This window comes from Lacipirellula limnantheis (assembly GCF_007746075.1).
In the GTDB taxonomy this organism is placed as follows: domain Bacteria; phylum Planctomycetota; class Planctomycetia; order Pirellulales; family Lacipirellulaceae; genus Lacipirellula; species Lacipirellula limnantheis.
This window is the reverse complement of sequence record NZ_CP036339.1, coordinates 4,232,597-4,245,440: the sequence shown is the minus strand read 5'-3', so window position 1 is coordinate 4,245,440 and position 12,844 is coordinate 4,232,597. Positions and strand designations below refer to the sequence as shown.

Sequence of the window (12,844 nt, the reverse complement as noted above, 5' to 3'; positions counted from 1 at the left end):
TCTTATCGTCCGATGACGCTGAAGGCGTAGTCAGTTGCTGTAACGTTGACATTGTCGGAGCCGCCGCCGGACAAGTCTGCGACGATTGCATCCAGGCCATCTAGTTCGTGCCGGAAACTCGCTCCCTGCAACAGTGCGGTCGCGCCGCTTCCGGTGAGGTTATCGTTTCCCGCAGAACCATACAGATACGCCCTATCATTGCCTCCCGCAGTGCAATGAACAGCGCTGCGGGCGAAGCCCTCGGCCTCGTTCCAAAAACCATTTCCCGTGAGGATTGCACGAATCTCGCCGGCGTAAATCGTGTCGTCGCCAATGGAATCGTAGAACATCGCCTGATCGTTTCCGCCGCCCGACCAAGCCTTCGCCTTTTTGAAATTCTGAGCTTCGGTGAGATACCCTAAACCTGACAAGTTCGCCCGAGTTGACCACGCCGAATAGACGTCGTCGCCGGCGGAGCCGTAGAACTCCGCGGTGTCATATCCCCCGGCCGTTGAGGTCGCGACGCAGCTGTCGAACCCTTCCGCTTCATTCCAGTACCCGGCCCCGGTGAGGACCGACCGCACGTACCCCGCGTAATAAGTGTCGCTGCCGCTGGAGTCGTAGAACGCGGCCTGGTCAGTGCCGCCTGCCGTGCTGAGCGCCTTCGCTCGATCGAAGCCGCGCACCTCGTTGGAATAGCCGCTGCCCGCCAGAGTCACTTGGGTGGGCCGCGCCGTCAACGTGTCGTTGCCGGCCGAATCGTACAAGTTGGCGACGTCGTAGCCGCTGGAGGCGAAGGACGTCGTTCGTTCGAATCCGCGCGAGTCGTGGGAGAACCCGTTCCCGCTGATGGTGACTCGATTGGACCACGCCGACACGGTGTCGTCGCCAGCCGAATCGTAGAACTCGACGCGGTCGGTTCCGCCGCCGGTGGCGTGAGCCACGGTCGAGTCGAAGCCTTGCGCTTCGTTCCAGAAGCCATTGCCCGTGAGGATTCCGCGCACGCTGCCGGCGATGTACAAGTCGTCCCCCGCCGAGTCATAGAACGTCGCTTGGTCGACGCCGCTGGTCGCGAAGGCCTTGGTTCGGTCAAATCCACGGGCATCGTGCGAGAAGCCGGCGCCGCTGAAAGTAGCGCGGTTCGACCACGCGGTGTAGACGTCGTTGCCGGCCGAGTCGTAGTACTCAACCTGGTCGTAGCCGCCGGCGGTGGCGTAGGCGATCGAAGAATCGAATCCCTCGGCCCAGTTGAAGTACCCGACGCCGGCCAGGATCGCCCGCAGCGATCCCGCAATGAAGACGTCGTCGCCCGCCGTATCGTAGAACGTCGCCGTGTCGACTCCGCCCGCCGTGGCGAAGGCCTTCGCATTGTCGAAGTCCCGAGCTTCGTTCGAGTAGCCAGTTCCTGCAAGGACAACGCGGTCGGACCATGCGGTGAACGCGTCGTCGCCGGCAGAATCATAGAGGTTAGCAATGTCGACGCCGCCGCCGCCCCGCAAGTTTTGCGTTTCGAAACCCACGGCCGAGACGGCGTACGTGGCGCCGGCGAGCGATGACGAACCCGCGTAGAGATTGGCGATCTCGCTCCCCGTTGAACCGACCAGCGTGATGACGTCGGCGCCGCCGCCCCCTTGGAAGTTAAACTGGTTCGCCGCACTTGCCGCGAACGAATACTGCACGCCGTTGATGGTGACCACCTGCGTCGCGCCAGCGGCGAAACTGTACGCGTCGTTGCCGTTGGAGCCCGCGACGGTCACTGTCTGTCCGCTCTGACTGACGAGATTGACGACGCTGAGATCGACGTCGGCGGCGCTGCCGGTCACGCGGATGAAGTACTCGCCGCCAGCGGCGGCTTGGATGTCGGAGCGCGTCGTCGATCCGGCGTTGACGCCGCCAGCTATCAGCTGCATGCTCGAGTTGTAGATCGAAACGGTGGCGCCGTTCGCCCCCGTATACTGGCCGAGCACCGACAACATGCCGGTCCTTGCCGCCTCGACGCGGAACCAGCGTTCGCCGCCGATCACGACGTCGTTGTATTGACCAAAGTCGAGCACTCCCCAGTCGGTAAAGCTGGGTTGCACAGCCCCTCCGCCACCGCCGCCGCCTCCACCGCCGCCTCCACCGCCGCCTCCGCTGCCGCCTCCGCTGCCGCCAGCGGCGGCCGTAAAGGTGTACTTGCCGACCCCGCCAGTCGTCGTCAGGCGCACCGTGTACGTTTGGCCGGCGGTCACGGTAAAGGACACGCCATTGGCGTTCTGGGTCGCGAGCGTCGTGCCGTTAGCGGCGTAGACCTGCCAGGAGGCGGCAAGTTCCTGCTGCGAACTGGTGACGTTGAACGTGAAGTTGCCCGTCGCGTTGGCCGTGAACTTGAAATAGTCGGCGTCCGACTTCTTGCCAATCGCGCCGCTGGTGGTCGACGTGCCGGTGATCGTGCCAAGGTTGAACGCCGTGGCCGTTGTCGACCCGTAGTCGTCGCTCGGCATCAGGGCGTCGACGGCTTTCTGCAGATTGAGCCGCTTGTACGACAGGTTGGTGGCGGCGTCGAACAGCGTGTCGGCGTTGGCCATCATGTGGTTGAAGATCATGTCCTGCGTGATGTTCGTCATGCCGACGAACTCCATCGCCTGACGAATAATCACCGACGCGCCGGCGACGTAGGGCGCCGCCATGCTCGTACCAGACATGGCGCCATAGTCGTCGCCAACCTGATTGTTGTTGCCCTTGTAGTCAGGAATCGTGCTCACGATGCTCTGGCCCGGCGCGGCGATGGCCCGCGGCAAACGCTGGCTGAAGTAGCTCAGCGACCCAGAGTCGGTCGTCGCCATCACCGGCACGACGTACTGGCTGGAGGCCGGGTAGCTTAGTCCCGGCGCGTTGAAGCTGGTGAAGCTATTGCCGGCCGACACGGCGATGAAGATTCCCGCGGCCTCGAGCGCTTGGAATTCGTCTTCCAGATTCGCCCACTGCGGAATCGTGGCGGCGTTCCAGGAACTGACGCCCATCGAGAGATTGATCGTCGTGATCGGATTTTCGAACGAGTTTTGGTTCTGCAGCACCCACCTCAGAGCGTTTTCCACCCAGCTAAAGTAACCCGCGCCGGTGTCGTTGAAGACGCGCAACCCCACGAAATCGACGCCCGGCGCCACGCCGGTGTTCGGGGTTCCGCTGCCGCCGATGATGCCCGAGACGTGAGTGCCGTGACCGCCGCTAGGACCATCGTCGTAGATGTTCCAGTCATTCTCTTCGGTGAAGTCCCAGCCGCCGACGACGCGGTAGTTCGCCCCGATGCCGCCGCCCAAGGCGAAGTGGTTGTACGCGATGCCGCTGTCGATCACCGCGACTGTCTGGCCGCGTCCGGTGAATCCGTAATTCGACTGAACGTTGTACCAGCCGGTGAGATTGTGGGCCTCGACCAGGGCTTGCTCGACTTCGTGGAAGTAATCGTCGAACGTTGACGTATCTTCCGCGTCGATCCAGAAGTCGGGGTCGCCGAGCGTCCCGGTCTGCACCGTTTGCTCCAGGCCGGGGAACTCGTCGACGCTATTGTGCTCGATCAGCGGATCGGCCGACATCACGCGGCGGTCTTCAAGCTGTTCGACGTGCGCGATGAAGTCCCGCGTGCGCGAATCCTTGCGTGCCATGGCTTCGTACCCCTCGGGATCGCCGCATCGAGACCTCGGCCAGCGAAGGAGGCGCACAGAGGCGCCGCTCGATGAAACGACCGCTTGCTCCTGACGAACATGTGATGAGTGAATCAACGCGGCCGCGGAGGGGGAGCCGGCCATGTCTTGACGAGTGTGCGGACTGACTTTTTCGCGCGACGACTCTCGCGTTGGAGAGGCGAAGACGATGTCGATCCATCAAACTCTAAGTCAGGAAATCCCTGCTCGCCATAGTTCCTTCAACTTCCGCTCAGCCGCCAAGAGGGCGCGTTGAGCGGCAGCAGCGTCGATTCACTTTCGCGGTGACGAACGTCCACGTTCCGCCGCCGCGCGCTGCCTAACGGCTACGTCATGTTGCCGGGATGCACCCAATATACGGGTTGTGATGGGCGAAGTTCAGGCTTGCATCGCGTAAACTTTCCCCAATTCGTCTATGCTGGCGCGAGACGAGGCAAGCGCGGCAATCTGATCGCGCCCCCCAGGTCCGTCGATTTTTCCCAATCGTCAGGCTTTAACAACGTGCCGTCAGCGCGCGGGACCAATGCATGCCGGCTCGCTTCCGATTGCCGCCGCGACGGACGACGATAAAACTTTAGCGCCGAACAAGTGCTGACTTGCTCAATGCTCGACACAGAGAATCAAGAGGGGCAAAACGTGTCCGAACCAAATAAGTTGCGGTGGCCGATGCTTATTCCCTTCGTCGCGCTGTGCGCAGCGGCGATCGCGATCGGTCAGGCCTTTCCGCCTGGGCCGTGGTACGAAACTCTGAAGAAACCCGGCCTGGCGCCGCCGAATTGGATCTTCGGCGTCGTCTGGACTCCGCTGTACTGCATGATCGCGGTCGCAGGCTGGCTGCTTTGGGAACGCAGCGGTCGCTCGACGGCAACGATCCTTTGGTTCGTCCAGCTTGCTCTGAACGCCGCCTGGTCGTGGATCTTTTTTGGCCTCCACTCGATCGGCGGAGCGCTGGTTGAGATCGTCGTGCTGTGGCTGGCCATCGGAGCAACCATCGCGGCGGCCTGGCGAGTTTCGCACGCCGCGGCCATGCTCCTCATTCCCTATTGGGCGTGGGTGGCCTTCGCGACGCTGCTTAATTTCGCCTACTGGCGACTGAATGGCTAATTCCCCGGCGATCGTTGCGCTGGCGTCCCGGGCATGTCGGAACCGGATCGCGAGTTCGCATCATTGGCTCCAAATCTCCTCCCGCTAGAGAAGTGGATGATTTACCGCCACAGAGGGGATTGATGCCAAGATTTTGTGGAAATGGCTTTGCATGTGGAAGGCCGCACGCGATACGCTATGTCACGCGGGAAGCGCCCCGGCTTCGAGATTGCCTTCCTTCAGTGACCGGAGATCGCTACTGATCGGCAGCGAATTCAACGTTTTTGATTGCATCGAAAGACGTTTTTCACGCCAGTTTTGCCCTTAGGAGCGACAACGATGACCAGTCCCCGATCGATGCGCGCGCTGCTGTGCGGCGCCGTCTTGACGCTACTCTCCCCTGCCCTCGCCCACGCCCAGACCGGTTACGGCGTCGACGCGAACTTTACGCTCTTCAGCTTCGACGTCACCGCGCCGGCCACTTCAGCGACGATTGGCAACGTCGGCTTTCTGCCTGAAGCGATCGACTTCCGCCCTGGCACGAACCAGCTGTATGCCATCGACGTCGGCGCGACCACTACGCAGCTTTACACGATTAACATCGCCACGGGCGCGTCGACGCCGGTCGGCCCCGGCTTTCCGACGGTCGGCGTCGATTACAACCTGTCAGGCAATCAGTCGTTCGGTTTCGACTTCAACCCGAAGACGCTGCAGGGCGACAACAGCATGCGGATTCGGCTGATTGCGACGAACGGCGATAACCTGCGGCTCGACTCCAGCACCGGGTTGGTTGCTGCGGTTGATCTCGATCTCATGATTCAGCCCGGCGACAACTCTCCGTTTACCGATGCGGCCGCGTACATCAACAACATCCCTGGGGCGGGCGGCACGACGATTTTGTTTGATATGGACATCCGCAATAACTCGTTGTACACCCAAAATCCCCCCAATAACGGCACCTTGAATCTTGTTGGTCCGTTCGGGGTCACGATCAATAATGTCCAACGGGGCATTGGTTTCGACGTTTACACCGATCCGTCGAGCGTCGATGCGACCATTGGCGGCGACTCGGCCTACGCGGTGCTGAAACGCCCCGATGCGCCAATCAATGGTCCGCTGGGGGCCTATTTGCTTTACAGCGTCAACCTCGCGACGGGTCAAATTACCAACGGCGCCCTCGTTGACGGCGGCCGCAATTTCGACGGCGGCTTTGCCATCGCGCCTGGCGTGCCTGAACCGACGACGCTGACGCTTGCCGTGGGATTGGCAGCCATGTTGGTCGCGAAGAACAAGCGGCGCCAGGCGTAGCGCACCGAGGGAGCGAGCTTCTGTCGTCGCTATAAATTGGAATGTTTCGGCCCGCAGGGAGTCCCCCATCTGGCGCCTCCTGCGGGCCGTTTTCATTGCCCGACGCCAGCCCCGCCGTAAATCGGTCGACGGCTTACCGCCAGTGACGCCGCACGCGGACCTAATCCCGCTTCGTTTCGGCGCGTTCTTCGGAAGCGGCCACGCATGCCGCCAAAGTCAAGTCGCCGGTCACGTTGAGCGTCGTGCGGCACATATCGAGCACGCGGTCGACGCCAAGGATGATCGCCACGCCGTCCGGCGGCACTCCCACCGAGCGCAGGACGACGACGATCAGCGGAATCGAACCGCCTGGAACGCCCGCGGTCCCTACCCCGGCCAACACCGACATCAACACAACAGTCAACTGCTGGGGGAGCGACAATTCCACCCCGAAGACTTGAGCCAAGAACAGAACGACGACCCCCTCATACAACGCCGTCCCGTTCTGATTCGCCGTCGACCCGACCGTTAAGACGAAACGCCCAATTTCAGCCGGGATCCCGAGTTTTTCGTTCGACACCCGCAGCGCCGTCGGCAGCGTCGCATTTGACGACGACGTCCCGAAGGCCGTGAGGATCGCGTCTTGCGAATCGCGGAAGAACTGCACCGGACTGCGGCGCGCGAACATTTTGAGAGCAAGCGAATAGACGACGAACATCTGCAGACTCAGCGCCAGGATGACCGTTAGCACGAACCACAGCAGCGTCACCAAGATCCCGCCGCCCATGCGTGCGGTCATCGAGAACATCAAGCAAGCCACCGCGTAGGGCGCTAGGCGCATCGCGAACCCGATGATGATCATCGAGGCGTCGAACAGGCTCTCCAGCACGGCGACCGTCACGGACCGCTTTGATTCTTCGACCATCGAGAGCGCCACGCCGAAGATCAACGCGAAGAACATGACGGCCAGCATGCCGTTGCCCTTCGAACTACCGTCGAGCGCTCCTGCCATCTCCTGGATCGGGTTCTCGGGAAGCATGTCGAGGAGGATTTGCTCGAGCGGCTTTGTTTTCTCGGCGCTCGCTACCTTGTCTCCCGCCTCCGTCGCGTAGGCCTGCTCTAGCTGCGCCGTCTGCTCGGGGGAGAGGCGTTTGCCGGGCTTAATCAGGTTGACCATGCCGATGCCGATCGCCACCGACGTGCCCGACAGAATCAGCGTGTAAAAGAGCGACGTGAACCCCACCCTGCCGAGTCGGCTCAAGTCGCCCAATCCCAACACCCCCAGCACGAGCGCCGAAAACACCAGCGGCAGCACGACCATGAGCACCAGCCGAAGGAAAACTCGCCCCAGCGGATCGGCGACGTGGATCGCCCACCATTCCAGCGTGTCGTGGATGCCGTTGCCGTTGGCATCGATCGCCGCGACGTTCGCGGCGTCTGCCGGCACGCGAAACGAGAGATTGCAGATGATCCCTAGAGCGGCGCCGACCACCAAACCGAGCAAGATTTTCGTGTGGAGCGCCATCCCCCGGGGCGTGTATGCGGACGGGTCGTTAGCGGCGGTTGAAAGTTCAGCCATCAGTATCGCCAGCCTTGGCCAGAGTTTTCGTGATTCGTGGCCGCCCCGCCGCCGGGCCGCGCTCCGTTCGATCTTGCCGCAACAAGGTAGCTGAGTTTCGGGGAAGATTCCAGGCAATGGCCACCGACAGGAGCCGGCGATAGCCAACCATACTCGTCGGGGCTAAACTCGTAGTTCGCCCCTTTTCGTCACTCTTGTCATGTAATGGGAACTCACCCGTGGGCCGATCCAGTCGCACTTGGTTATCCGCCGCCTTGCTGCTCGCGTTGACGGCGCTTGGCTGTTCCAAGCCTGCCGCGTCGGTCGATGCCCAACCCGCGGGCGGCGCGGTTGCGCCGGCAGCCGGCAAGCGGACCATCGTGATGATACCGAAGGCGACTCAGTCGGCGTTTTGGAACACCGTTCGCCGCGGCGGCGAGAAAGCGGCCCAGGAGTTCGATATTGAACTCCTGTGGAAAGGTCCCAGCCGCGAGAACGACCGGGCAGGTCAAAAGCAGGTCGTCCAGCAGTTCACCAACGCCGGCGTCGCCGGCATGCTGCTGGCGCCAACCGATAGCCGCGCTCTGGCTGCGGAAGTCCGCTCGGCCACGGCGAAGGGGCTGCCGGTGCTGATCTTCGACTCCGCCGTCGAAGGCGAAGCCGGCAAAGATTACATCAGCTTTGTCGCGACCGACAACACCGCCGCTGGCAGACTCGGCGGCAAGCATCTCATGGATCTGGTCGGAAAAGGGGGCAAAACGATCCTCTTCCGCCACATGGAAGGGCACGAAAGCACGACCAAGCGCGAGGATGGCGCTCTGGAAGAAATGAAGACGGGCGGCGCGGAGATTCTCTCCCACGACCGCTACACAGGTGATTCGGCCGCCGCCGCTCAGGAAACCGCGCTCAACATGATCGACGTCATTCGCGAGGCTGACGGCATTTTCGCCTCCAACCAAACGGCGTCGGAAGGTCTCTTGCTGGCCCTCCGCAAGAGGAACCTCGCCGGCAAGATCAAGTTCATCGCGTTCGACGCGTCGCCGCTGCTGGTCGAGGCGCTCCGCAACGGTGAAATTGACGCCATTGTGGTGCAAGATCCCGTCAACATGGGCTACCAGAGCGTGAAGTTGATGCTCGACCATCTCGATGGCAAGCCGGTCGACCCGCTCGTCGTGACTGACGTCAAGTTGGCCACCAAGGCGAACATGGACGACCCCGCCATCAAACCGCTGCTCGAGTAGCCACCACGCCCGCGTCGAACTCTCGCCAACGTTTTCCCTGAACCCCCGGTTCTTCAAACCGTAGGACCGCTCCCCCGCGCAACCCATGGCCCCATCGCCCACAATGCCGCCGCGGTTGGCCATGTCGGGCGTCAGGCATCGGTACGGCGCCACGCAGGCGCTGAGCGGCGTCGATCTGGAAGTTCGCAGCGGCGAAGTCCACGCCCTGGTCGGCGAGAATGGCGCCGGCAAGAGCACGCTGATGAAAATCCTCAGCGGCGCCCTCATCCCCGACGCCGGCTCCATGCAGCTCGACGGCGAACCGTATCGCCCGCAGACGCCGGCCGACGGCCGCGCTGCCGGCGTCGCGATGATCTACCAGGAACTCTCGCTGGCGCCCGACCTCTCGGTTGCTGAAAACATCTCGCTCGGCGTCGAACCGACTCGCGGCCCTTTCGTCCGCCGCCATGAACTCCGCGAACGCGCGCGAGCAGCGCTCGCTGAAATCGGTCGTCCCGAACTGCCGCTCGACCTCCCCGCGGGTCGGCTCTCGGTCGCCGAGCAACAGTTGGTTGAGATCGCCCGCAGCGTTGCGACCGGATGTCGCATCCTGGTGCTCGACGAGCCGACCAGCACGCTCTCGCAGCAGGACGTCGAGCGACTCTTCACCCTCATCCGCCGACTGCGTGAGCGCGGCCTCGCGATCGTCTACATCTCCCATTTTCTTGAGGAGGTCAAAGCGATCTGCGACCGATTCACGGCCCTGCGCGATGGTCAAACCACCGGCAGCGGCGACGCCAAATCGACGCCTGCCGATCGCATTGTGGCGATGATGGTCGGCCGCGCCGTCGACGATCTCTATCCGCGCACGCCGCGGACCTGCGGCGAGACCGTCCTGAGCATTCGGGATCTGGCTGGCGTCGCGAAGCCGGAATCGGCCACCCTCGACCTTCGTCGGGGCGAGGTCGTCGGCATCGCCGGCATCATCGGCGCTGGGCGCACTGAATTATTGCGCGCACTGATGGGCCTCGATCCGGTCGCCCGCGGTACGGTCCGCGTCGCGACGCTGGAAGGTTGGCAAAGTCCCAGCGCGCGTTGGCGCCAAGGGATGGGGCTGGTGAGCGAGGACCGCAAGCGCGAGGGTCTGGCGCTGGAGCTAACCATCGCCGAGAACATTACGCTGCCAAAGCTCTCGGGACTGACGCCGCGCGGGTGGGTGACGCCGGCCGCGCAAGACCGTGCGAGCCAACCGCTGGTCGAGAGATTGGGGATCAAATGCCGATCGCCCCGTCAACCAGTTGGCGCCCTCTCGGGCGGCAACCAGCAGAAGGTCGCCATTGCCCGGCTGCTCCACGCCGACGTTGACATGCTGCTGCTTGATGAGCCGACGCGCGGCATCGACGTCGGCTCGAAGGCCGAAATTTGCCGCTTGATCAACGAACTTGCCGTGGGAGATTCGGTGGCTGGCCGTGCGCCGAAAGCCGTGCTCATCGTGAGCAGTTACCTTCCCGAGTTGCTCGGCCTCTGCGACCGCATCGCCGTGATGTGCCGCGGACGGCTCGGCGACGCGCGCCCCGTCGAGGCGTGGAGCGAGCACGAAATCATGCTGGCGGCCACTGGCGCCAAGACGGAGCCAGCGCGCACTTAACCGCAAACAAGAAAACCTACGCGAGCCAATAGCCGGAGGCACGCTTGCCTCCGAGCCCGGACGGCGTGGCCGTCCGGTTGCCTTCGGAAACAAGCTGAGTACGAGTTCAGACCAGAATATCCCGCCATGCCCGCCGATCCGCGACTTCCAACTCGAATCCGATCCCTGCTTGATCAACTTGGCCCGCTGCTGGCGCTGCTGGGCGTTTGGTCGCTGTTCGCCGCCCTGCGCTGGGACATCTTTCCTACTTGGGAAAACACGCAAAGCATCCTACTTCAAACGGCAGTCATTGGCGTCGCCGCCCTCGGCGGCACGATGGTGATCATCTCCGGCGGCATCGACTTGTCGGTCGGCTCTCTGATCGCGCTTGTCTCGGTGACGGTCGCGCTGGTGCTTCGCGGACTCGCCAGCGGCGGTGATAGTTCAGCCGCCGACGCCAGCGGTTATGGCGATGCGGCCCTCGCTGCGGTCATCGGCGTCGGTCTGGCGGGACTTTGCGGACTCAGCATCGGTACGATGGTCATTGGTCGTGTGGGCCGCGTCGCCGCCTTCATCGCCGGCTCGCTCGTCGGCTACATCGCCTGGCGCAGCGGGCTCGACTACCGCGCTGCCTTGCCGCTGGCCGCGGTCATTGCGGCAGCGGCGTGGTGGGGCGAAGGCAAGCTCAATTCGTCGATTCCCCTCTCTCCATTCATCGTGACTCTTGGCATGTGGGGCGCCCTGCGCGGAGCCGCTAAGGGCTTGGCCGACAACTCCGCCGTCTACCCACCGGCGACTCCGCTTAATAGCCTCATGCGCTTCCCGTCGGCGCCGATCGAAGCCTCGCTCATCTTGCGACCGCAATACTGGTGGTCGCCCGGCGTCTGGATTTTCCTCGCCCTGGCTTGCTTCATCGCCGGCGTCCTGCGATACACGCAGTTCGGCCGCCACATCTACGCGATTGGCTCGAACGAGCAAACCGCGCGGCTCTGCGGCATCCACGTCGAACGAGTCAAACTCAAGCTTTACGCCTGCGCCGCGCTCCTCACCGGCATCGCGGGCGTCTTGCAATTCAGCTTCGTTGAAGTCGGCGATCCGACCACGGGAGCCAGCTATGAACTGGGCGTCATCGCCGCGGCCGTCATCGGCGGCGCCAGCCTTTCGGGCGGCGTCGGCACCATTCTCGGCACGGTCGCGGGGGCCTTATTAATGTCGACGATCAATAATGGCTGCACGAAAATCGGACTCGAGGTCTGGATGCAGGAGATCGTCACCGGGGCGATCATCGTCGCCGCTGTGACGCTCGACAAACTCCGTCATCGCGGCGCGGGATGATGCCTTGCCGACTCACCACACGCTCGATGACCAATTGACGACGCCGATGAACTCGCCCGCTTCACAGCACGCCGACGATCATGGTTTCGTTGACTTACAGGTCAACGGGTACGCTGGCGTTGACTTTAATGGCGATCAACTCGCCGCCGACGATCTGGAGACGGCCTGTCAAGCGATGCGGGCCGATGGCGTCGCCCGGTTCCTGGCGACAATCATTACAGACGATCTCGACGTGATGGCCGCCCGCGCGCGACGAATCGCCAACTCCATGGTCGGAGAACGCCTTGCGTCATCGATGGTCGCCGGCATTCACTTCGAAGGCCCTTTCATCAGCCATGAGCCGGGCTACGTCGGCGCGCACCCTGCCCAGGCGACCCGTGCGGCGACTGTCGACGCGGCCGCCAAGCTCCTGGACGCCGGCGGCGGCTTGGTGCGCCTCGTGACGCTCGCTCCCGAACAAGACGCCGACGGTCGCGTCACCGCTTGGCTCGCCGATCGCGGCGTCGTCGTCTCCGCCGGCCACTGCAACCCCACGCTGGAACAACTCGCCCGCTCGATCGACGCCGGCCTCTCGATGTTCACCCATCTCGGCAACGGCTGCCCGCTGACGATGCACCGCCACGACAACATCATTCAGCGAGCGCTGAGCTTGGCGGACAAGCTTTGGGTCTGCTTTATTGCCGACGGCGTCCATATTCCTTTCGTCGCGCTGCAAAACTATCTGCGGCTGGTCGGCCCCGAGCGCGCGATCGTCGTCAGCGACGCGATCTCCGCCGCGGGCAAGGGGCCGGGCGTCTATCGCCTTGCTGGGCAAGAAGTCGTCGTCGACGACCAACTCGCCACCTGGGCGGCCGACCGTTCGCACCTCGTCGGCTCCGCCTGCACGCTGCGGCAGATGGCGGACAACTTACGCACGAAGCTGGCGCTGCCCGCCGACGTGATCCGCCGCCTCACCACCGAGAATCCCCTGGCCGCGCTGCCGTGATAGCCAGTTGCGATTCGAGGCGGCGGCGACGCGGCCCATTGGCGCCGGCTCCCCGGCTGTCAGCTAGTACCCGTCCTCGCCACTCTGGCA

8 protein-coding genes are annotated in these 12,844 nt (G+C 63.3%); 6 read left to right on the top strand and 2 right to left on the bottom strand.

Features of this window, described 5'->3' with window-relative positions; translation table 11 throughout:
- Positions 1–2 precede the first annotated feature (2 nt).
- Positions 3–3,620: a S8 family serine peptidase gene (locus tag I41_RS16310; RefSeq protein ID WP_168206954.1), complete on the bottom strand. Its 3,618-nt coding sequence runs from the start codon at positions 3,618–3,620 to the stop codon at positions 3–5.
- Positions 3,621–4,295: 675 nt separating this feature from the next.
- On the opposite strand from I41_RS16310, the gene I41_RS16305 reads away from it, so the two are divergent.
- Together I41_RS16305 and I41_RS16300 are read left to right on the top strand one after the other, a co-directional pair.
- Positions 4,296–4,763, top strand: a complete 468-nt coding sequence (locus tag I41_RS16305; RefSeq protein WP_246133687.1) for a TspO/MBR family protein — start codon at positions 4,296–4,298, stop codon at positions 4,761–4,763.
- Positions 4,764–5,081: 318 nt separating this feature from the next.
- Positions 5,082–6,050, top strand: coding sequence for a DUF4394 domain-containing protein (locus tag I41_RS16300; RefSeq protein ID WP_145433978.1), 969 nt, complete (start codon positions 5,082–5,084; stop codon positions 6,048–6,050).
- 160 nt (positions 6,051–6,210) lie between these two features.
- Here the strand turns inward: I41_RS16300 and I41_RS16295 are convergent, their stop codons facing one another.
- On the bottom strand, positions 6,211–7,608 hold the full coding sequence (locus I41_RS16295) for a dicarboxylate/amino acid:cation symporter (protein ID WP_210420971.1): 1,398 nt from the start codon (positions 7,606–7,608) through the stop codon (positions 6,211–6,213).
- Positions 7,609–7,826: 218 nt separating this feature from the next.
- Here I41_RS16295 and I41_RS16290 point away from each other — a divergent pair, with 218 nt between their 5' ends.
- The 4 genes from I41_RS16290 (at position 7,827) to I41_RS16275 (ending at position 12,754) form a co-directional block, all read left to right on the top strand.
- Positions 7,827–8,828: an ABC transporter substrate-binding protein gene (locus tag I41_RS16290; RefSeq protein WP_145433977.1), complete on the top strand. Its 1,002-nt coding sequence runs from the start codon at positions 7,827–7,829 to the stop codon at positions 8,826–8,828.
- An 85-nt stretch (positions 8,829–8,913) separates the two neighbouring features.
- On the top strand, positions 8,914–10,455 hold the full coding sequence (locus tag I41_RS16285; protein WP_246133686.1) for a sugar ABC transporter ATP-binding protein: 1,542 nt from the start codon (positions 8,914–8,916) through the stop codon (positions 10,453–10,455).
- Between the two features lie 126 nt (positions 10,456–10,581).
- Positions 10,582–11,769: an ABC transporter permease gene (locus tag I41_RS16280; protein ID WP_145433976.1), complete on the top strand. Its 1,188-nt coding sequence runs from the start codon at positions 10,582–10,584 to the stop codon at positions 11,767–11,769.
- A 4-nt stretch (positions 11,770–11,773) separates the two neighbouring features.
- Positions 11,774–12,754: an N-acetylglucosamine-6-phosphate deacetylase gene (locus I41_RS16275; RefSeq protein ID WP_210420970.1), complete on the top strand. Its 981-nt coding sequence runs from the start codon at positions 11,774–11,776 to the stop codon at positions 12,752–12,754.
- Positions 12,755–12,844: the final 90 nt, after the last annotated feature.

Coding starts and splice junctions, on each gene's coding strand:
- I41_RS16300 (WP_145433978.1), top strand. CDS start 5,082: ATGACCAGTCCCCGATCGATGCGCGCGCTGCTGTGCGGCGCCGTCTTG.
- I41_RS16310 (WP_168206954.1), bottom strand. CDS start 3,620: ATGGCACGCAAGGATTCGCGCACGCGGGACTTCATCGCGCACGTCGAA.
- I41_RS16280 (WP_145433976.1), top strand. CDS start 10,582: ATGCCCGCCGATCCGCGACTTCCAACTCGAATCCGATCCCTGCTTGAT.
- I41_RS16295 (WP_210420971.1), bottom strand. CDS start 7,608: ATGGCTGAACTTTCAACCGCCGCTAACGACCCGTCCGCATACACGCCC.
- I41_RS16285 (WP_246133686.1), top strand. CDS start 8,914: ATGGCCCCATCGCCCACAATGCCGCCGCGGTTGGCCATGTCGGGCGTC.